The sequence below is a fragment of the Methylobacterium sp. ARG-1 genome (assembly GCF_001262595.1).
GTDB classification, from domain to species: Bacteria; Pseudomonadota; Alphaproteobacteria; order Rhizobiales; family Beijerinckiaceae; genus Methylobacterium; species Methylobacterium brachiatum.
In genome coordinates this window covers 35,120-55,441 of the sequence record NZ_LHCD01000014.1, presented here as the reverse complement: position 1 = coordinate 55,441, position 20,322 = coordinate 35,120, and the positions used below count along the sequence as shown (strand labels likewise).

Below are 20,322 nucleotides of genomic sequence, written 5' to 3'. Positions count from 1 at the left end.
GACGGCGGACGATATCCGGCTCCTGCGGCACCCGCGCAACAGCGCGTCTCAAGCAGAGGCGGGGCCGGATCGCTCCGGCCCCGCTCGGTTCTGTCGAAACTGCGCCTCAGGCGCGCTTCTTCTGGTCTTTCTCGTCGACCTCCTGGAAGTCGGCGTCGATGACGTCGTCCTTCTTCTCGGAGGCGCCGGCCTCGGCACCGGCCTCGGCGCCGGCACCCTGGTTGGCGCTGTACATCGCCTCGCCGAGCTTCATCGAGGCCTGCATCAGGTCCGTGGTGCGGGCCTTAATGGTCTCGACGTCGTCGCCCTCGAGCGCGGTCTTGAGCGCGGTCATCGCGGTCTCGATCGCGCCCTTGTCGGCGGCCGGGACCTTGTCGCCGAACTCGGTCACCGACTTCTCGGTGGCGTGGATCAGGCTCTCGCCCTGGTTCTTCACCTCGACCAGCTCGCGGCGCTTCTTGTCCGCCTCGGCATTGGCCTCGGCGTCCTTCACCATCCGGTCGATATCGGCGTCCGAGAGGCCGCCCGAGGCCTGGATGCGGATCTGGTGCTCCTTGTTCGTCGCCTTGTCCTTGGCCGTCACGTTGACGATGCCGTTGGCGTCGATGTCGAAGGTCACCTCGATCTGCGGCATGCCGCGGGGCGCCGGCGGGATGCCGACGAGGTCGAACTGGCCGAGCAGCTTGTTGTCGGCCGCCATCTCACGCTCGCCCTGGAAGACCCGGATCGTGACGGCGTTCTGGTTGTCTTCGGCCGTCGAGAAGGTCTGGGACTTCTTGGTCGGGATCGTGGTGTTGCGGTCGATGAGCCGGGTGAACACGCCGCCCAGCGTCTCGATGCCCAGCGACAGCGGGGTCACGTCGAGGAGCAGCACGTCCTTGACGTCGCCCTGGAGCACGCCGGCCTGCACGGCGGCGCCGATGGCCACGACCTCGTCGGGGTTGACGCCCTTATGCGGCTCCTTGCCGAAGAAGGACTTCACCACCTCCTGGATCTTGGGCATGCGGATCATGCCACCGACCAGCACCACCTCGTCGATCTCGGAGGCCGAGACGCCGGCATCCTTGAGTGCCTTGCGGCAGGGCTCGATCGTGCGCTGCACCAGATCGTCTACCAGCGACTCGAACTTCGCCCGGCTGAGCTTCAGCGCGAGGTGCTTCGGGCCGGTCTGGTCGGCCGTGATGTAGGGTAGGTTGATCTCGGTCTGCGTGGCCGAGGACAGCTCGATCTTCGCCTTCTCGGCGGCCTCCTTGAGGCGCTGGAGAGCGAGCTTGTCCTTGGTCAGGTCGATGCCCTGCTCCTTCTTGAACTCGGCCGTCAGGTACTCGACGATCCGGTTGTCGAAATCCTCGCCGCCCAGGAAGGTGTCGCCGTTGGTCGACTTCACCTCGAACACGCCGTCGCCGATCTCGAGGATCGAGACGTCGAAGGTGCCGCCGCCGAGGTCGTAGACCGCGATGGTGCCAGCCTTCTTCTTGTCGAGGCCGTAGGCGAGCGCGGCCGCGGTCGGCTCGTTGATGATGCGCAGCACCTCGAGGCCCGCGATCTTGCCGGCATCCTTGGTCGCCTGACGCTGGGCGTCGTTGAAGTAGGCCGGGACCGTGATGACCGCCTGCGTGACCGGCTGGCCGAGATGCGACTCCGCAGTCTCCTTCATCTTCTGCAGCGTGAAGGCGGAGATCTGCGAAGGCGAGTATTTCTTGCCGTCGGCCTCGACCCAGGCATCGCCGTTGTCGCCGCGGACGATTTTGTAGGGGACGAGGCCCTTGTCCTTCTGGGTCATCGGGTCGTCGTAGGTACGACCCACGAGACGCTTGATGGCGAAGAACGTGCGCTCGGGGTTCGTGACCGCCTGGCGCTTGGCCGGCTGGCCGACGAGCCGCTCGCCGTCATCCGTGAAGGCGACGATCGACGGCGTGGTGCGGGCGCCTTCCGAATTCTCGATGACCCGGGGCTGCGTGCCTTCCATGACGGCCACGCAGGAGTTCGTGGTGCCCAGATCGATACCGATAACTTTACCCATGGTGGGATCCCTCTTCTGTCGCGTTCAAGCAGACCGCCGAGCCCCGAAGCAGCTCGGCCCATGGCGGGTTGAGTGTGATGTGAGTATGGGACCCGGGCCGGATCAAGGGCCGTGAACGGCTGAAATCCAGCGCATAATCCCGCGTCGAGGGCGATATAAGAACCCCTGGACGGGCTCGCAAGGCGAAGCCGGCCCGTTCGCTCAGGCCGGCGCGTTTTTCGCCAAAGCCTTGTCCGGGTTGAAAAATCCCGCCGTGAGGCCGAGTTTGGCCCGATGGCGTCGCCGCATTTTGTTGCTCCGCTGCCACGTCCAGGCCATCGATGGCGTGTTAACACTTCGACAAGGGGTTGAGCGTGGCCCCGCCACCTCGTCTCCCCGTCAGAGCCCGATGCCACGGACCCGCCGCCTCCTGCTCCCCCTTCTGGCCGCCGCCCTCGCGGTGCCCGCGACGCTCGCCGCCCCACCGGCGCAGGCCCAGAATTTCTTCGAACGCCTGTTCGGCATCAAGCCCGAACGGCCGCCAGTGCCGCCCCGCGGCGTCCCCGAGGGGCCGCCCGCCGCCCCCGCCCCCGGGGAGCCGGGCCCGGCGGCCCCAGGTCCCGAGGCGCCCCGGCCGGCGCCGGTCCCGGCGCGCCCGGTGGTGCTGAAGGCTCCGTCCGAGGACGGCGTGATCGGGCAGGAGCTGCAGCTCAACGGAACGTCCGGCAGCCTGAAGCTGGAGCGGTCCGGCCCATCCGTGACGGCGCGGGTCAAGCTGCCCGGCACCAAGATCTCCCAGCCGGCCGAATCCTGCACGGTGCCGCTCGCGAACGGCAATCCCATCACCCTGTCCTCCGAAGGCAAGCCCGAGGGCGCGCCGCGCTTCGAGGCCGCCGGGGCCGAGTGCCCGCTGCGCTTCGACGTGGTCGAGGGCGGAATCCTGGTCTCGTCCCTGGGTCAGGGGCCGGTCTGCACCTTCTCGAACGCCGATTGCGCCACGACCCCCGTGGGCCTCTGGGGGCCGGGCGGCGCTACGCTGATCCCTCGGGCCGGGGAGTTCGACACCGCCCGGGGCGTCGCCGACAAGGCGGTGCGCGACAATTACAAGCTGATGACCCAGCGCGCCCGGCGCGAGGACGTCCGGCCGATCGTGAGCGAGCAGGCGGCCTTCTCGGCCGACCGGGAGCAGCTCTGCCGCGGCTACGCCCGCGAGGGGACGCACGGCTTCTGCCACCTCCGGGTCACCGAGAACCGGGCCCTGGCGCTCGCCACCCGGCTCGGCGCCAACATTGCGGTGCCGACCGCTTCGGTCGCCCCGCGCCGGTCCCGGCCGAAGCCGGCCGCCGAACCCGCCGTCGATGGGGTGAACCCGGACACGGCCGGCGAGATGCCGCCGGAATAGCGGTCGGTCAGGGCATCGTCCCGATCCGAAAGCCGGCGGTCGCCCGTTCGGGACGCGGCCTCAGGCCCGCCCGGCACTCATCGACAGCATGGCCGGGTCGATGCCGTTGGCCCGCAGCGCCAGTTCGTACTTGGCGTCGAGGTCGGTGTCGAAGATCAGCGCCGGGTCAGCCGGGCAATTGAGCCAGCCATTGGCCATGATCTCGCTCTCGAGCTGCCCCGCCTGCCAGCCGGCATAGCCCAGGGCCAGCACGGCGCTCGCTGGCCCCTCGCCGCTGGCGATGGCGCGCAGGATCTCGACCGTGGCGGTCAGGCAGATGCCGTCGTCGATGATCAGCGTCGATTGCTGGATGTGGAAGTCGTCGGTGTGGAGCACGAAGCCGCGCCGGCCCTCAACCGGGCCGCCCATCAGCACCGGCATGTGCCCGACCCGCTCGCGCAGCCGGATCGCGTCCGCCTCTGGGGCGACGTCGAGCTGGACCAGCAGGTCCGGCATGCTGATGTCGGTGGCCGCCTTGTTGACGATGATGCCCATCGCGCCGTCGGCCGAATGGGCGCAGACATAGATCACCGAGCGGGCGAAGCGCTCGTCGGCCATCCCGGGCATCGCCACGAGGAACTGGCCGTCGAGGAAGCTCGAGCCGGTGAGCGTGGAATGCGTGGGCGACGCTGGGTTCGGCATGCGCGTATGCTACGCGGCCGCCGGGCCTTGTCCAGCGGACAAAGCGCGCGGGCCCGTTGCCGGTGCCGCCCCCGAAAGGCGCTGTCGAATCTGCGGGCGGATCACTATATTTTTCGGCCTTCGGGCCTTGGACTGCGCGCAGGCCCGATCCGGCCGTGAGACGGAGACGTTCCCTGGCGGAAGCAACACCACCGGCTGCCTTCGACATCGCGGCGCAGGGCGCCCGGATCCAGCGGGCCGCGCAAGCGCATGGCCGAGGCGGCCAAGCTCACGGCGCGGCTGTCTTCGGCGCCGGCGGCGCCTTCATCAAGCTGCTCGGCGCGTGACGACCTCCGCCGCCCCCGTCCTCGACAGGCCCGGCCCGCCACGCTAGGTCAGGCGCGATTGTTCAGCGCGCGATCCGAGCGCGCGTCAGCGAAGGGACCCGCGATGATCCAGGTCGGCGACCACCTGCCCCAGGCGACCTTCCGGGTGACAGGCCCCGAGGGCCCGATCGCCCGCACCACCGACGACGTGTTCAAGGGCCGGCGCGTGGTGCTGATTGGCGTGCCCGGCGCGTTCACGCCGAGCTGCCACCGCAACCACCTGCCGGGCTTCGTCGCCAAGAAGGACGAGATCCTGGCCCGCGGCGTCGACGCCATCGCGGTCACCAGCGTCAACGACGTGTTCGTGCTCGACGCCTGGGCCAAGGCGAGCGGCGCGGAGGGCCTGGAATTCCTGGCCGACGGCAATGCCGATTTCGCCAAGGCCATCGGCCTCGAGATGGATGGCACCGGCTTCGGCCTGGGGATCCGCTCGAAGCGCTATGCGATGCTGGTCGAGGACGGCGTGGTGAAGATCCTGAACATCGAGGAGACCCCGTCGAAGACCGAGATCTCCGGCGCCGAGGCGCTGTTGAAGGTTCTCTGAGGCCATCGGGGCTTCGCGCCCCGAACCCCTGCCAAAGGGCCTCGGCCCTTTGGGATCCCGGGACCTGATTGCGCTAGCTCCGGTGCGCGCCTGCGAGGTCGATGTCGTCCAGGGCATCGTGGTGCAGGAGCAGCACGCCGGTCGCCGCCGCCAGGCGGCGCGCCGCCGGTGTGAAGCCGGCATTCGACACCACCGCGGCCCGGTCGCCCGCCCAGTAGCGCAGGGCGGCCGCCGCCTCCTGCACGGCGGCGTTGCCCACCGGTTTCGCCAGCCGCTTGCACTGCACGATCAGGCGCAGGCCATCGCGCACCGCCACGATATCGGCGCCCTGGTCGCCGCTCGGCGGGGTCCGATGCGCCCGCCACCCCGCCCGGGCCAGGCGCTCGGCGCAGTAGCGCTCGTAATCGATCCCGTCGCCCGGCGCCTCGTCCTCCTCGGGCAGCGCGACGGCCGCCGCTTCCGCCTCCACGATCGCCAGCATCCGGTTGCGCTCCGACTCGGCGAGGTCGGCAAACCGCGGCCCGATCTGCGGCAGGACGGTGCGGTCGAGGAAATACGCGCGCTCCCGCAGCCAGCCATCCTCGATCCGGTTGCCGTAGGCGTCGGAAAAGCTCTCCTGCCGGCGCCGCAGCGCCAGGGTCTCGGCATGGGCCCGGGCGATCCGGCGCACCCGCGCCCGGAACCGCCGCGGCCGCCCGAGATGGCGCATCAGCACCAGCGTCAGGGCGAGCCCTGTGGCCGCGAAGGCAGGCGGTCCGTACCAGAGCCCGAACGGGCAGCCGATCGCGGCCGTCCAGAACAGGCGGGCGACGGGGTTGGGCTTGCCGGGCATCGGATCTCGGGTCGCGGATGAGCCCGTCGACCCTGGCAAGCGCCCCTTGCCCGATGCTGAATCCCGGCGGGAAAGCTGTGGATGCCGGCCCGCTGGCCTAGCCCGTCTGGCCCTTCCGGCGCTGGTGGCCGAGACCCATGCTCTTGGCGAGGCTGGAGCGCGCGGCGGCGTAGTTCGGCGCCACCATCGGGTAGTCGGGGGCGAGGCCCCATTTCTCCCGGTAGGCCTCGGGCGTCAGGTTGTAGTGGGTGCGCAGGTGCCGCTTGAGCGACTTGAACTTCTTCCCGTCCTCCAGGCACACGATGTAGTCGGGCTGGATCGAGCGCCGGACCGAGACGGCCGGCCGGAGTTCCTCCGCCGGTGGGGCCGCGGGCTGGCTCAGGCCGTGCAGGGTCGCGTGGACCGCGGCGATCAGCCCGGGCAGTTCCGGCGCGGGCACCGGATTGTTGCTCACGAAGGCCGACACGATGTCGACGGACAACGTGAGATAATCCAGGTCCTCTCCGACCGTGGCATCCATTCCGAAACCTCCCGTCGCTTCGTCCCGGCCGCCATCGTTCGGCGTGTGCCGGCCGGAACCTGTGTCTGCTGAGGCTGATACAGGCCTATAAAGGCGCAGGTACTATGGTGCGATCAATATAAGGGCAAGACCAAATTATAAGTCCTCACAACAGCCGTCCTGGTCGCGGCGTGTTTTGTCGTATACTGTACAGAGCCGACTAGAAGGCCCGCTGGCCAAGTGGATGCCGGCCCGGCGCGCGAACGCATCGCAACACGGGTTTGGCGCGGAACCCAGTCGCATCCGGGCCCGGATCGGTTCGGGTGCGGGTGGGCGCCGCGGTATCGGTGCATCCGGGCGTTGCACGCGCGGGAGATTGTGCCATCTGGTAGGACGACGGGTGCGCCCGCGGGCGGGCGCCGCACGCCCCGGCCGCGCGCGTCACCCCGGGCGAGGGGCACCCCATGCGCGCGCACAGATTCAAGCCTTCGGCGCCGTGAGCACCTACCGCTTCGACAAGCTCCTGGCGCCGCACTCGGTCGCGCTGGTCGGGGCCGTGGCGCGGGAGGGCTCCCTGGGGCGCAGCGTGCTCGACAGCCTGCGCCGGGCGGGCTTTCCCGGCGCGATCCTGCCGGTCCAGCCCGATCACGATTCCGTGGACGGCCTGCCCTGCGTGCCGCGGGTCGCCGACCTCACGATGGTGCCGGATCTCGTGCTGATCGCGGTGCCGCCGCCGAGCGTGCCCGAGGTGGTCGCCCAGGCCGCCGCGATCGGCGCAGGGGCAGCCGTGATCCTCACCGCCCGGCTCGGCCGCGGGCCGGACGATCCCGGCCCGGTCGCGCACCGGATCGCCCGGGCGCAGGGGCTGCGCCTCCTCGGACCTGACAGCGCCGGCCTGGCGGTGCCCGGCGCCAAGCTCGATGCCAGCCTGTTCGCCCACGCCCCGGCGGCGGGGGACCTCGCGCTGATCTCGCAATCCGGCACGGTGGCGGCCGCCATCGTCGAATGGGCCGCCCGGCACGGGACCGGCTTCTCCGCCGTGCTGTCGCTCGGCAGCGTGCTCGATATCGGCGTGGCCGACTGCCTCGACTATTTCGCCGCCGATTACCGGACCCGGGCGATCCTGCTCTGCCTCGACCGCGTGGCCGATGCCCGCCGGTTCATGTCGGCGGCCCGGGCCGCCGCCCGCGCCAAGCCCGTGGTGGTGCTGCGCGCCGGCCGCCACCGCCCCGACACCCGGGCCGCCGTGACCCATACCGGAGCGCTCGCCCGGCCAGACGCGGTCTATGCCGCGGCCTTCCGGCGGGCCGGCCTGCTGGCCGTGCAGGATCTCGACGGCATGTTCTCGGCGGTCGAGGCGCTGGGGCGCCAGCGGCCGTTCCCGGGGGACCGGCTGGCGATCCTGACCAACGGCCGCGGCATCGGCCTGCTCGCCGCCGACCGGCTGACCGAGCGCGCCGGCATCCTGGCGGAGATCCCCGAGATCGAGGGCCGGGTGGCCGGCAACCCGATCGACCTCGGCATCGATGCCGGCGGCCCGGCCTTCTCGGCCGCCCTGGAACCGCTGCTCGCCGACCGGGCGAGCGACGCGGTGCTGGCGATCCACGTCCCCACGGTCCGGTCCGATGCCGGCGCAGTGGCCGGGGCGATCGCCGACACGGTCAAGCGCGCCCGCGCCGGCCAGACCCGCAAGAAACCGGTCTTCGCGGTGTCGCTCGGCGATGTCGAGGCCGCGCGCGCGGCCTTCGCGCAGGCCGGCATCCCGCATTTCACCACCGATTCCGAAGCAATCGAGGGGTTCCTGCACCTCGTTCGCTACCGCGAGGCGCAGGACGACCTGATGCGCACGCCGGATTCCCTGCCGCGGGACTTTTCCCCCGACATGGCCCGGGCGCGCTCGATCATCGCCGCCGCCCTGCGCCAGGGCGCCGCCTGGCTCGATCCGATCGCCGTGAACGGGCTGCTGGAGGCCTACGGCATCCCGACCGTGCCGATCACCCTCGCCCCCGATCAGGACGCCGCCGCGGCCGCCGCCTGGCCGATCATCGCGGCGGGCGGCACCGTGGCGCTGAAGGTCGTCTCGCCCGACGTGGTGCACAAATCTGATATCGGTGGCGTCCATCTCGACCTGACCAGCGAGGCCGATGTCCGCGAGGCCGCGCGCAGCATCCTGGCCCGCGCCCGCCGGGAGCGGCCGGATGCAAGGGTCACCGGCTTCGCGGTGCAGCCGATGGTGCGCCGGGGCCAGCGCCGGGAGCTGATCGCGGGGCTTGCCGAGGACGCGGTGTTCGGCCCCGTGGTGGTGTTCGGCCGGGGCGGCACGGCAGTGGAGGTGATCGATGACCGCGCGCTGGGCCTGCCGCCGCTCGACCTCGCGCTCGCCCGCGACCTGATCGGCCGCACCCGGGTCGCCCGGCGCCTCGAAGGCTACCGCGACGTGCCGCCCGCCGATATCGGGGCGATCGCCCTGACCCTGGTGAAGCTGTCCCAGCTCGCCGCCGACCTGCCCCAGGTGCGCGAGCTCGACATCAACCCGCTCTTGGCCGACGAGACCGGCGTGCTGGCGCTGGACGCGCGGGTGCGGATCGGGCGCGCGGAGCGGGGACGCCACGGCCGTGGCCACCCGCGCTTCGCGATCCGTCCCTATCCGGCCGAATGGGTCCGCACCCTCAAGCTCAAGGACCGGACGATCCGGGTGCGCCCGGTGCGCCCCGAGGACGAGGGTCTGTTCCTCGCCTTCTTCAAGGGCCTCGACCCGGAGGACCTACGCCTGCGCTTCTTCGGCCCCGTGCGCGAGTTCAGCCACGCCTTCCTGGCGCGGCTGACCCAGCTCGACTACGCCCGGGCCATCGCCTTCGTGGCCACCGAGGTCGACCCGCAGGGACGCGAGCGCATGCTCGGCGCCGTCCGCCTGCACGCCGACGCCAACCATGAGAGCGGCGAATACGCCATCGCGGTCGGCCGCGACGCGCGGGGCACCGGCCTCGCCTTCGCGCTGATGCGCCTGATGATCGACTGGGCCCGCTCCGAGGGGATCGGCCGGGTCGAGGGCATGGTCCTGGCCGAGAACCGCCCGATGCTGGCGGTCTGCCGCCGGCTCGGGTTCACGCAGGGGCGGGATCCGGAGGATCCGGGGCTTGTGAAGGTGAACCTGGAGCTTGGGGTTGGGTAGGGAGCGGCACCCCCGAGTAGCCGTCGTCTTTCCGGATCGGGCGCTAACGGACGATCCTGATAGCGACCCCGAGATTGGGCGGCAGCCGGCTCCAGACCCGATCCGTCGTCACGGCAATCGATTGGCGTTGCTTTGCCAGAGCGAGGCAGATCGATCGCCGAGCGAGAGCCTGATTGACCGCGTTGGCAAACGCAGAGTCCCGGCAATCCGGGCCTGCTCGCCGTCGAACGGTTCGACTGCAAGGTGGAGGACGCCAAGGGCCTGCGCAATCTGCGCTTCCGTTCCGCCAGCTTCGGCCAACTTGCCATAGACTTCGGACAGATTTACCGCACCAATCACGGATTGGGGGGGATCTCGGCAACCTGTTCGGCTCCCATTTCGGCATGAAGCAGACAGAACAGCGCCGAGGCGTCGAGGACGAAGGCTTCACTCACGCGCCGCCTCGGTCCGACGCTCCGCGATCAGCTCATCGGCCAAGCTCCGATCGGCCGGGGCGAAGTCGCGGACGATGGCCTGCGCTTCCCTGACTGCGGCGGACAAGGAGCGGACCCGCAGACCGTCCTCGGCCAATTCCACCATGACGGTGTCACCGGCTGCAAGCCCGAGTTCCCGCCGGAAATCGGCCGGGATGACGAGCGTCCCACCAGCCTCGATCTTTGCCAACTGCGAAGCCATGCCGAATTCCGGATCGCGGCCCGACACATGTCCCGTCCGCATCGCCGGACGCTGGCCGCGCGCCGCCATGATGCCCGATGACGGCGCGAAAGGGAAAGTCCTGTCCGGTCGGCGCGCGGCTTTCCAGGCCGCGCGAGGCGTATCACCGCGACGGCCTCCTTAAGTTGTCTGGTGAAAGAGCCGCCTTTCAGCGCGGCGGCTGGGACGCGTCCGGATTGCCCCCTTCGATAGCCGGCTTCGCAGTCGTCACCTTGCTGGCCGCCGGCTTGGCAGGAGTGGGCTTCGCCGCAGCCGGCTTGGGCGCAACCGGCTTGGGCGCAGCCGGTTTGACCGCCGCGGGCTTGGGCGTCGCCGCGGGCTGCGCGGCGCCGGCCGGTGGGATCGCGCCCGTGGCGGCGGGCTCCGGTGCCGGGGGCGGCGTGTCGAGGTTGTAGATGTCGTCGCGGAAATGCGCCTTCCCGTCCGGGGTGGCGTAGCCGGTGAGGTACACGAAGGTCACCGGCACCGGCTTGACCAGCTTGATGTCGCGGCGCTCGCCGTCGGCGATGCCGGTCTCGATCTCGATCGGCCCCCAGCTCGTGCCGGGCCCGTTCGGGCCGTCGGTGCCCTGCAGCAGCCAGCCGACCAGCTCCTTGACCTGCCCGACCCGGACGCAGCCGTGGCTGTGGAAGCGCACGGCGGCGGCGAACAGCGATTTCGCCGGGGTGTCGTGCATGTAGACGGCAAAGCGGTTCGGCATGTCGATCCGCACCTGGCCGAGCGAATTGTCGAAGCCAGAATCTTGGCGCAGCGTGTAGGCCACCGCCTTGTCGCCGGCCCAGTCGATCTTGGTCGGGTCGACCTCGCCGGTGGGCCCGAGGATGCGGATGTGGTTCCGGGCGAGGTAGCCCGGGTTCTTGCGCATCTGCGGGATGATCTCGTTCTTCACCACGGAGGCCGGCACGGTCCAGGTCGGGTTGAAGTTGATGTCGGTGATTCGGGTCTCCACCGTGGGTGTCGCCTTGTCGGGGGAGCCGACCACGGCGACGTAGCGGCGCGCCACCGTGCCGTTCTCCACCGCCTCGACATTCGCTGAGGGGATGTTGACCACGACGTAGCGCTCGCCGAACGGGAATTTCGAGCCCATCAGCCGGGCCGCGGAAGCCGCGAGCTGGCGCTGGCGGGTGGCGGCCGGCACGTTCAGGGCGTTGATCGTGAGCCGGCCCAGGATGCCGCTGTCGGGCAGGCCGTGGCGCGCCTGGAACGCCGCGATCGCGGCGACCAGAGGCGGGTCGAGCCGGTCGCTGGGCGGCGCGTCCACCGGCAGGTCGCCGGTGAGGGTCAGGTGGTGGCGCAGCGACGGGATCGCCGGGCTGCGCTCCCCGGGCTTCAGGCGGATGAGGTCGTCAGGCAGCCGCTCCCAGCCGCCGGCCTCCGCGAAGGCGGCGTAGCGGTCGGCGACCTTGAGCGTATCCAGGAAGGTGCGGGCGGTGAGCGTCGGGGTCGGGTCGGAGGAGACCTTGGCGTAGACCAGCGGCGCCGGTTCGCGCGATTTTTTCGGCGTTTCCGGCGGCTTGGCCTCGGCACTCTTCGCGTCATTCGGCCGGGGTTCGGGATTCCTCGCCGAATCCTGGGGCTTCGGCTCGGCATTCTTCGACGGATCGGGAGCCGGCGGCACCGCCGCCGGGACGGCGAGCGGCGGGGCCGGCGCAGCCGCGGGTCCGGCCGGGGCCACCTGCGCCAGCGCGCCGACGGGGCCGCCGAGCAGCGCCAGCACCGAGAGACCCGCGCCGAGGCGGGCGGACAGGCGGAAACGGGCCGGGACCATACGCAACACTCCCGACGGCGCCCGGGGCGGCGCGGTCGGGCGGGATGATGGGCCGGTACGGTTACCAATCTCCTCCGATGGATCGCGCTGGCCGGGACCGGTATTCACCATCCGGCGAGGGGCGCTGCGCCCGGAGCCGTCCGCCGATATCGGTTGGCGCGGAGAGGGCGCACCCTGCGGGGCCGTGCCGTGAAGGACGAACAGCCGCCGCCATGCCGGATTCCGGATCCCAGCGCACCGGGGAGAGCCTGAGCGCGATGCCCTACCTGCCGCAACTCGATGGGGTGCGGGCGCTCGCCATCCTGATCGTGTTCGCGGCCCATTGCGGCTACAGCCACGTGGTGCCGGGAGGCTTCGGCGTCACGGTGTTCTTCTTCCTCAGCGGCTACCTGATCACGACGCTGCTGCGGATCGAGCGCGGGCGCACCGGTACGGTCTCGCTCGCCGCCTTCTACCTGCGGCGCAGCCTCCGGATCCTGCCGCCGCTCTACCTGACCCTCGCGGCCACCGGGGCGCTCTATGCGGCGGGGCTGCTCGACTGGATGCGGGTGGAGCCGGCGGCATTGCTCGGCCAGGTCCTGTTCCTGACCAACTATCCCGGCCTGTTCGGCACCGAGGCGGTGCTGCCGGTGCCGCTGTGGAGCCTCGCCATCGAGGAGCATTTCTACCTGGTCTTCCCCCTGGCCTACCTCCTGTGGCTGGGGCGCCTGCAGCCACGCCGGGCGGCGCTGGCCTGCCTGGGGATCTGTGCGGCGGTCCTGGCGATCCGCTGCGTCAACGTCTGGCGGCTTCCCGATTACAGCCTGAACTATTCCTGGACCCACACCCGCATCGACGCGATCCTGTTCGGCTGCTGCCTCGGCCTGTGGAACAACCCGGTGATCCCGGCCGACCGGGCCTGGCGCCCGACGCTCTGGCCTGTCGCCGCGAGCCTCGCGGTGATCCTGCTGACCCTAGCCGTGCGCGATCCCGCCTTCCGCGAGACCCTGCGCTACACCCTCCAGAGCGCGGCCCTGTTCGTGCCCTTCGCCTTCCTGCTGCACGGGGAGGGCTGGGCGGTGCGGTGGCTCTCCGCCCGGCCGATGCGCCAGCTCGGCCTCTGGTCCTACAGCTTCTACCTCGCCCACATGGCCGTGGTGGCTTTGGTGCTGAACCTGGCGCCGGGCCTGCACGGGCTGACGCTGATGCTGGCGGCCTTCCCGCTGACCTTGCTCTGGTGCTGGGGGATGTACGGGCTGGTCGAGCGCCCCTGCGCCCGCCTGCGCCGCCGGCTGCTGGCCGATCACCCGCCGGAGCCCGTTCTCGGGACCGTGGGGCGCTCACACGATCCCATGCGGAGCGCGACACGGCCCCCGCTCCCGAGCGGGAGAGGGTTGGGGTGAGGGATTACAGGGTCTTCCGGAACGGGCACGCCCTTCACCCTGTCCCTCTCCCGCACGGGAGCGGGGACCCGCGCCTCGCCCGGGGCCTCCGGGTGGTCCGCTGGTGTCTGAAGACTGACAAAGCCGAACCGGCATCACCCCCGCCTGAGCTTCTCCCGCGCGACCGTATGGTCCGGCGCCGCCCGGAAACAGGCCTGCATCGCGTGCCAGAGCGGCTTGCGCCGGAACTGCGCGTCGAGCGGCAGCGCCCGCTGGGGCAGGCCGTCCGGCCGCTTGCGGTAGACGTGATCGTTCAGCCAGGTGTCGGGGTCGTAGATGTCCCAGGTGAGCACGTCGAGCAGGGCGGGCTCGGCCAGGACCACGTCGAGGTAGCGGCGGGCGAAATCGGCCACCATCCGGTCCCGGGTCGGCACGTCGGACGGGAAGGCCCGGTCGTCGATGTCGAGTTCGGTGACCGCGATCCCCAGCCCCATCTGGCCGATCTCGTGCAGGAAGCGCCGGAGCTGGCCCTGGTCGATCGGCACTGTGCTGGTCAGGTGCGATTGCAGCCCGAACCGCTGGATCGGGACGCCGCGCGACCGCATCGCCTCGAGCTGGCGCAGCACCTTGGTGCGCTTGGCCTCCATCCAGGGGGCACCCTGCTCGACCGCGTCCTCGTTCCAGGTGCCGGCGGCCGCCGGGTCGGTCTCGTGCAGGATCCGGAAGGCGCGGTCGACGTAGCTCGGCCCCATCGCGGCGAGCCAGGGGGAATCGCGCAGGCCTCCGCCCCGGTCGGGATCGGCCTCGTTGCCAAAAATCTCGTTGACCACGTCCCAGGCGACGATCTGCCCGCGGTAGTGGCCGGCCACGGTCTCGATCCAGCGCCGCATGAAATCCTCGGCCTGGACGGGGCTCGCCCGGCCGAGCAGCGGCGCGACCCAGGGCGGCAGGGCGGCGTGCCAGACCAGCGTGTGCCCGCGCATCCGCTGGCCGTTCGCCCGCGCGAACCGCAGGATCGCGTCGCCCCGGGCGAAATCGGTGCGGCCGGGGGCGGGCAGCACCTCCTCCATCTTCATCTCGGTACCGCAAACCAGGATCCCGCATTCCTGGGCCACGGCCTGCCGGTAGGCCGGCGTCGCGTCGAAGCGGTGGAACGGCACCTCGCAGCCGTAGAGCAGGCCCCTCGCGGCAGCCGCCGCCTGGAGACTGTCGCTCGACCAGGACGGGCGGCCGAGCGGCCCGAAGCCGGTAGGCGCGGCCCCCTGCGCGGCCGGCGCGAGCCCCGCGCAGGCCATCCCGGCGAGAACGGACCGGCGGCTCGGACAGATCGGCATGCCGCATCCTCGGGTTCGGTGAGATCACCGGCATCAGAGCATGTGGCGGATCCGGTTACGATCCGCTGAGTCTGCGGGCGGGCCTCCGTCCGATCCGGTGCATCAACTCGCCTTCATCCGGGCTCGCCCCATCTGAAGGGCGCCATCCAGACGAGGACCTGCCATGAGCCAGCACCCCGCCATCAGCCCCGGCCGCAGCGCCGTCGTCACCGGGGCCGCGAGCGGCATCGGGCTCGCCGCTGCGCAAGCCTTCGCGCGCGCCGGCATGAATGTCTGGCTCGCCGACCTGCCGGGGCCGGCGCTCGACGCCGCCCGCGCGGCCGTGGCCGAACTCGCCGCCGTCGAGGTCCGCGCGATGCCGACCGACATCTCCGACCGGGGCGCCGTGGAGGCCCTGGCGGCGGCCGTCGCGCGGGGCGGCCCGCCCGCCCTCGTCATGCTTAACGCCGGGATCGAGGCCGGCGGAAAACTGTTCTCGGATGCCGAGACCTGGGCGCGGATCCTGGGCACCAACCTCTGGGGCGTGGTTAACGGCATCCACGCCTTCGCGCCCGGCATGATCGAGGGGGGCAAGCCCGGCGCCGTGATCGTGACCGGCTCGAAGCAGGGCATCACCACGCCGCCCGGCAACGCGCCCTACAACGTCTCGAAGGCGGGGGTGAAGGCGGTCACCGAAGCGCTCGCCCACGAGCTGCGCAGCCACGAGGGATGCCGGACCACTGCCCACCTGCTGATCCCGGGCTTCGTCTATACCGGCCTCACCAAGGCCCGCGGCGTCGCCGAGAAGCCGGCGGGCGCCTGGACGCCGGAGGAGACGGTGTCGTTCCTGCTGGAGCGGCTGGCGGCGGGCGATTTCTACATCCTCTGCCCCGACAACGAGACCAGCCGGGCGCAGGACGAAAAGCGGATCGCCTGGGCCGCGGGCGACATCATCGATAACCGGCCCGCCCTGTCGCGCTGGCACCCGGACTTCTCCGAGGCGTTCAGGCGGTTCATGGCGGAGTAAGCGCCACCGTCCTTGCGAGCGCAGCGAAGCAACTTGGGGCTCCGCGACGGGAGATGGTTCAAGCGAGGATGGAAAACGGTTTGTGCCGAAATCCCGCTCCGGGCAGCGGCACTGTAGGTGGGGCCCTTCGCGATCCGCCTCTCTCCGGATTCGTTCCGTCGAGCGGAACCATGTGCCGCGCGGTTCCCTGGGTTGCTTCGCTCCGCTCGCAAGGGCGGTGGACGCTCTCACCCCACCGTGATTTTCCTGAACGCCGCCGCGCAATCCCGGCTCCGAACCCGACCCACCAGCATGGCGCAATCCAGCGGAGGCATGCTCGCGCCGACAGCGCCGGCCTGAAACGCCTCACGCGACGCATAGTGACGCCCATCCCGTCATTGCGAGCGCAGCGAAGCAACCTAGGGCTCCGCGCGGCCGATCGTTCTGCTGGACGGGACTGCCACCATGCGCGCGCCGGCCGTCTACATCATGGCCAGCCGCCGCAACGGGACGCTCTATACCGGCGTCACCGCGGACCTGTCCCGGCGCGTCTACGAGCACCGCGAAGCCCTCCATCCCGGCTTCACGCGCCGCTACGGATGCAAGCTCCTGGTCTGGTACGAGGGCTACCCGACGATGAGCGAGGCCATCGCCCGCGAGAAGCAGATCAAGGGCGGCTCCCGGAAGAAGAAGCTCGCCCTGATCGAGGCGATGAACCCGGATTGGCGCGATCTGTATCCCGGCCTCGCGTGACGCTCTTATGCGCAGCGGTTCCCTGGGTTGCTTCGCTGCGCTCGCAATGACGGGATGGGCGTCATCGCGCGCGCGGGGCGTCTCAGGCCTCCGCTGGATTGCGCCACGCTGGTGGGTTGGGTTTTGCGCCGGAGTGTTCAAGGAATTTATGGCGGGATGAGAAATGTCACCGTCATTGCGAGCGGAGCGAAGCAACCCAGGGCTCCGCGACGGAGGATGTTCAAAGCGCGGACGGAAAACGGCTTGTGCCGAAATTCCGCTCCCGGCAGCGTCGCTGCTGGTGGGAGCGCTCGGCCTCGCGTCTCACCCGCGCCTTATCTCGTCCGTTCGGTCGAGCGGATCGATGTGCCGCGCGGCTCCCTGGGTTGCTTCGCTGCGCTCGCAAGGGCGGGCCTGCTTCGGACCGGGCTGGCGTTCAGCCCTTCGACCGAAGGCATGCGCCGCGGGCCTTGCTGACGGCCGCCCCTCGTCTGGCGAAGCGTTTGCACCCAGGTTAGGTCAGTGCGGCGCGCCGCGCTGCAACCGCGCACGACACCAGGGAGCCGCTCTTTTGGCCACGATCATCCCCGTTGCCTCGTTCGACTGCGTCGTGTTCGGCGCCACCGGCGATCTCACGGCGCGCAAGCTGCTGCCGGCCCTGTTCTACCGGTTCCGGGACGGGCAAATCCCGGAGACCAGCCGAATCATCGGCGCCTCGCGCTCGGACCTGTCGACCGACGCGTTCCGGGAGCACGCCCGGGACGCGCTCAAGCGCTTCGTGCCCGCCTCCGACCTGACGGAGGACGTGCTCCACAAATTCCTCGACCACGTGGATTACGTGGCGGTGGACGGCGCCGGCGAGAGCGGCTGGGCCGACCTCGCGGCCAAGCTCGGCGAGCGGCCCGACCAGGTGCGGCCCTACTACCTGGCGACCTCGCCGGACCTCTACGGCTCGATCTGCCGCAACCTCGCCGAGCACGGCCTGATCGGGCCGAAATCCCGGGTCGTGCTGGAGAAGCCGATCGGCAAGGATCTGAAATCCGCCCAGGCGATCAACGACGCGGTCGGCGAGGTCTTCCCCGAATCGCAGATCTTCCGGATCGACCACTATCTCGGCAAGGAGACGGTGCAGAACCTGCTCTCCCTGCGGTTCGCCAACACCATCTTCGAGCGGCTCTGGACCTCGGACGTGATCGACCACGTCCAGATCACCGTGGCCGAGACGGTCGGGGTCGAGGGCCGGGCCGGCTATTACGACACGTCGGGCGCCATGCGCGACATGCTGCAGAACCACATGCTGCAGCTCCTGTGCCTGACCGCCATGGAGAGCCCGCTCAACCTCGAAGCGAACTCCGTGCGCGACGAGAAGCTGAAAGTGCTGCGCGCCCTCAAGCCGATCACCGCCCACGACATCCAGACCGTGACCGTGCGCGGCCAGTACGTGGCGGGCGCCGTCGACGGCAAGCCGGTGGAGGGCTACCTGACCGAGCTCGGCCACGAGAGCCGGACCGAGACCTTCGTGGCGATGAAGCTCGAGGTGCAGTCCGGGCGCTGGGCCGGGGTGCCGTTCTACCTGCGCACCGGCAAGCGCCTGCCCCAGAAGCTGTCCGAGATCGTGGTCCAGTTCCGGGCCTCGCCCTTCTCGATCTTCCCCGAGGAGGCGTTCGGGCGCGAGCCCAACCGCCTTGTCATCCGCCTGCAGCCGCAGGAGGGCATGAAGCTCGAAGTGATGACCAAGGACCCGGGGCCCGGCGGCCTGCGCCTGCGCCCGACCGACCTCGACATCTCCTTCGAGGAGACCTTCAAGCAGCGCTACCCGGACGCCTACGAGCGCCTGCTGATGGACGTGGTCCGGGGCAACGCCACTCTGTTCATGCGCCGCGACGAGGTCGAGGCCGCCTGGGCCTGGGCCGACGGTGTGCTCAAGGCCTGGGCCGACCGCCCGGAGGCGCCGCGGCCCTATCCGGCCGGGAGCTGGGGGCCCACCGCCGCCATCGCGCTGATCGAGCGCGACGGCCGGACCTGGCACGAGGAGCTGCGGTAACACCATGCCCCGGCTTACGGCCAAGCTGCCTTGATGCGGTCAAGCCGGATGCCGAAGCTGCCCCATGCCGCCGGACACCGCCCCGCGAGAGGGCGGGCCCGGCCTCGCACGAGGGATCATCGCATGCTGGACTCGAAGCAGGATTTCGCCGTCTCGGCCGAACGCCGCCTGGAGCGCTCGGTCGACTCCGCGTTGCGCGTCATCGCGGCCGCCCATGTCGAGCGGCAGGCGCCGCCGGTCTACGCCGCCCGCCGCCGCCTGAGCGAGGTCTACGGCGCCACCCGCCTGGCCAAGCGCCTGGAGCGCGAGCGGCGCAGCGCCTGAGGGGTGTTAGGCCCCGCGCCGGCGGATCGTTCGCGAGATTGGCACGGGTCCCCTCTCCCGCTCGGGTCACACCACCGCGTCCCACGTCTCGCTCAACGGGGTCGTCCCGCGCACCAGCCGCGCGCGCAGGACGATATCCCCCGCCGGCATCGGCTGGGGCGGGCGCCACTCCACGTAGATGCGCCAGCCGCCGGTCTGCGGCACGAAGTTGGCCACCGGCTCGTGGAGCGTGCCGGCGCTGGCCGAAACCTCGGCGGCAACGGCCTCGTCCGCGCCTTTCGGCAGGGACGGCCCCTCGAAATCGATCACGCAGAGCCGCCGGGCCGGGTTCGGCGGGTCAATCGGGCGCAGGCGCTCGGCCGAGCCGAATCGGGTCTCGGTGACCCGGGCCAGCGCCGGTTGCGGGATCGCCTCCGCCGGTTCCGCCCCCACGGTGGTCAGCGTGTAGCCAAGGCGCAGGGCGGCGCCCGGCTGCACCGGCGCCGCCGGCATGTAGGCCGCCACGATGTTGTCCATGTACTCTTCGGCCGAGGGAATCTCATAGAGCTGCACGGCGCCCTCCGCGAAGGCGCCCCCCGGCTCGGGCGCGACCCACAGGCCCGGCCGGGCCTCCTGGCGCGCCTCGACGTCGAGATAGGCGGCAAAGCTCCGCTCCCGCTGCAGCAGCCCGAACCCCGCGAGGGGCTTCGCCGCGAAGGCCGAGATCTGCGGCTGCTTGCGGCCGTTGATGAGAGGCCGCCACAGCCGGTCGGCCGCGGTGGCGACGCAGAGCCCGTCGGAATCGTGCACCTGCGGGCGGAAATCGTCGAACGGCTTGGCGTCCCGGGCGCCGGGCCCGTTCTGGCCGTACAGGAACATGCTGGTGAGCGGCGCGAGCCCCAGTCGCGGGATCGGCTTTCGGGGATAGAGCGCCGCCGTGACGGCGATCCGGGCCGGGTCGCCGGGGGTGATCACGAACCGGTAGGCGCCGGAGACGCTCGGGCTGTCGAGGAGCGACAGCACCGTGAGGTTGCGCGCCTCCGGCTCCGGCTCGCACAGCCAATGGGCGGTGAAATCGGGAAACTCCTCCCCCTCCGGCGCCCCGGTGCCGATGGCGAGCCCGCGGGCCGAGAGCCCGTATTCCTGGCCCGCGGCGCGCAGCCGGAAATAGGAGGCGCCGAGAAACACCAAAAACTCCTCCTGGAAGCCCTTGGGCCGCCAGGCCGGCGTCTCCGGGAAGGCGTAGTGCAGGCGGAAACCCGCGAAGCCGAGATCGGCCGGAAAACTCTGGCCGGCGAGCCGTCCGCCGAAGTCGAACAGCCGGCTCTCGTAGGGGATCGGTCGGGCCGCGCCGCCGCGCGGCTGCAGGTAGAGCGCCACGCGCTTGCGCTGCAGGAAGCCGCGGTGGAACAGCTGCGCGCTGAAATGGCGGCCGAGATGGAGGCTCTCGGCGGGCCGGAAGACGATGTGGCGATAGCCGTCGTAATCGAGGTCCGCGAGCGCCGGGGGCAGGTCGGTGGGCGGGGCCGCGTAGGGCGCAGCCGCGCGGCGCTCGGCCTCGGCCGTCAGGGTCTCGAAGGTCAT

Annotated in this window: 18 protein-coding genes; 9 read left to right on the top strand and 9 right to left on the bottom strand. The window is 70.8% G+C overall.

Annotated elements, in window-relative coordinates:
• Positions 1 to 106: 106 nt before the first annotated feature.
• Entirely contained in the window at positions 107 to 2,023 is a 1,917-nt protein-coding gene (gene dnaK / locus AKJ13_RS14710) for a molecular chaperone DnaK (protein WP_007560342.1), read from the bottom strand.
• Positions 2,024 to 2,411: 388 nt separating this feature from the next.
• Between dnaK and AKJ13_RS14705 the strand changes: the two genes are divergently transcribed.
• Positions 2,412 to 3,404, top strand: coding sequence for a hypothetical protein (locus AKJ13_RS14705; RefSeq protein ID WP_050734013.1), 993 nt, complete (start codon positions 2,412 to 2,414; stop codon positions 3,402 to 3,404).
• A gap of 60 nt (positions 3,405 to 3,464) precedes the next feature.
• On the opposite strand, the gene AKJ13_RS14700 is transcribed toward AKJ13_RS14705, so the two are convergent.
• Positions 3,465 to 4,085, bottom strand: a complete 621-nt coding sequence (locus tag AKJ13_RS14700; protein ID WP_050734012.1) for a YqgE/AlgH family protein — start codon at positions 4,083 to 4,085, stop codon at positions 3,465 to 3,467.
• A 155-nt stretch (positions 4,086 to 4,240) separates the two neighbouring features.
• On the opposite strand from AKJ13_RS14700, the gene AKJ13_RS31880 reads away from it, so the two are divergent.
• A complete protein-coding gene (locus tag AKJ13_RS31880) occupies positions 4,241 to 4,411 on the top strand; it encodes a hypothetical protein (RefSeq protein ID WP_160320603.1) in 171 nt (56 codons plus the stop codon).
• Positions 4,412 to 4,514: 103 nt separating this feature from the next.
• Positions 4,515 to 4,994 carry a peroxiredoxin gene (locus AKJ13_RS14695; RefSeq protein WP_050734011.1) on the top strand — a complete coding sequence of 160 codons (480 nt, stop codon included), beginning with the start codon at positions 4,515 to 4,517 and terminating at the stop codon, positions 4,992 to 4,994.
• Between the two features lie 73 nt (positions 4,995 to 5,067).
• Here the strand turns inward: AKJ13_RS14695 and AKJ13_RS14690 are convergent, their stop codons facing one another.
• On the bottom strand, positions 5,068 to 5,826 hold the full coding sequence (locus AKJ13_RS14690; RefSeq protein WP_050734010.1) for a restriction endonuclease: 759 nt from the start codon (positions 5,824 to 5,826) through the stop codon (positions 5,068 to 5,070).
• 97 nt (positions 5,827 to 5,923) lie between these two features.
• Complete coding sequence (locus AKJ13_RS14685; protein WP_007560331.1) at positions 5,924 to 6,346, bottom strand: MucR family transcriptional regulator; 423 nt, start codon at positions 6,344 to 6,346, stop codon at positions 5,924 to 5,926.
• 475 nt (positions 6,347 to 6,821) lie between these two features.
• Between AKJ13_RS14685 and AKJ13_RS14680 the strand changes: the two genes are divergently transcribed.
• Positions 6,822 to 9,497, top strand: coding sequence for a bifunctional acetate--CoA ligase family protein/GNAT family N-acetyltransferase (locus AKJ13_RS14680; protein WP_050734009.1), 2,676 nt, complete (start codon positions 6,822 to 6,824; stop codon positions 9,495 to 9,497).
• Between the two features lie 108 nt (positions 9,498 to 9,605).
• Here AKJ13_RS14680 and AKJ13_RS32280 read toward each other — a convergent pair whose 3' ends face one another.
• From AKJ13_RS32280 to AKJ13_RS14670, 3 genes are all read right to left on the bottom strand, one after another.
• Complete coding sequence (locus AKJ13_RS32280; RefSeq protein WP_200905639.1) at positions 9,606 to 9,836, bottom strand: hypothetical protein; 231 nt, start codon at positions 9,834 to 9,836, stop codon at positions 9,606 to 9,608.
• Positions 9,837 to 9,923: 87 nt separating this feature from the next.
• Positions 9,924 to 10,199, bottom strand: coding sequence for an AbrB/MazE/SpoVT family DNA-binding domain-containing protein (locus AKJ13_RS14675; protein WP_244471609.1), 276 nt, complete (start codon positions 10,197 to 10,199; stop codon positions 9,924 to 9,926).
• A gap of 160 nt (positions 10,200 to 10,359) precedes the next feature.
• Positions 10,360 to 11,979 carry a L,D-transpeptidase family protein gene (locus tag AKJ13_RS14670; RefSeq protein ID WP_050734007.1) on the bottom strand — a complete coding sequence of 540 codons (1,620 nt, stop codon included), beginning with the start codon at positions 11,977 to 11,979 and terminating at the stop codon, positions 10,360 to 10,362.
• A 212-nt stretch (positions 11,980 to 12,191) separates the two neighbouring features.
• Here AKJ13_RS14670 and AKJ13_RS14665 point away from each other — a divergent pair, with 212 nt between their 5' ends.
• On the top strand, positions 12,192 to 13,361 hold the full coding sequence (locus tag AKJ13_RS14665; RefSeq protein ID WP_050734006.1) for an acyltransferase: 1,170 nt from the start codon (positions 12,192 to 12,194) through the stop codon (positions 13,359 to 13,361).
• A 134-nt stretch (positions 13,362 to 13,495) separates the two neighbouring features.
• On the opposite strand, the gene AKJ13_RS14660 is transcribed toward AKJ13_RS14665, so the two are convergent.
• Positions 13,496 to 14,674, bottom strand: a complete 1,179-nt coding sequence (locus tag AKJ13_RS14660; RefSeq protein ID WP_050734005.1) for an endo-1,4-beta-xylanase — start codon at positions 14,672 to 14,674, stop codon at positions 13,496 to 13,498.
• 163 nt (positions 14,675 to 14,837) lie between these two features.
• On the opposite strand from AKJ13_RS14660, the gene AKJ13_RS14655 reads away from it, so the two are divergent.
• From AKJ13_RS14655 to AKJ13_RS14640, 4 genes are all read left to right on the top strand, one after another.
• Positions 14,838 to 15,680 carry an SDR family NAD(P)-dependent oxidoreductase gene (locus AKJ13_RS14655; RefSeq protein WP_050734004.1) on the top strand — a complete coding sequence of 281 codons (843 nt, stop codon included), beginning with the start codon at positions 14,838 to 14,840 and terminating at the stop codon, positions 15,678 to 15,680.
• A gap of 444 nt (positions 15,681 to 16,124) precedes the next feature.
• Positions 16,125 to 16,412 (top strand): GIY-YIG nuclease family protein, encoded by a 288-nt coding sequence (locus tag AKJ13_RS14650; RefSeq protein ID WP_050734003.1) that lies wholly within the window; start codon positions 16,125 to 16,127, stop codon positions 16,410 to 16,412.
• 550 nt (positions 16,413 to 16,962) lie between these two features.
• On the top strand, positions 16,963 to 18,435 hold the full coding sequence (gene zwf / locus AKJ13_RS14645; protein WP_050734002.1) for a glucose-6-phosphate dehydrogenase: 1,473 nt from the start codon (positions 16,963 to 16,965) through the stop codon (positions 18,433 to 18,435).
• Positions 18,436 to 18,558: 123 nt separating this feature from the next.
• The gene (locus AKJ13_RS14640) at positions 18,559 to 18,759 is read left to right on the top strand and encodes a hypothetical protein (protein WP_007560314.1); all 201 of its coding nucleotides are present in this window, start codon (positions 18,559 to 18,561) and stop codon (positions 18,757 to 18,759) included.
• 66 nt (positions 18,760 to 18,825) lie between these two features.
• Here the strand turns inward: AKJ13_RS14640 and AKJ13_RS14635 are convergent, their stop codons facing one another.
• On the bottom strand, positions 18,826 to 20,322 hold the full coding sequence (locus AKJ13_RS14635) for a glucan biosynthesis protein (RefSeq protein ID WP_050734001.1): 1,497 nt from the start codon (positions 20,320 to 20,322) through the stop codon (positions 18,826 to 18,828).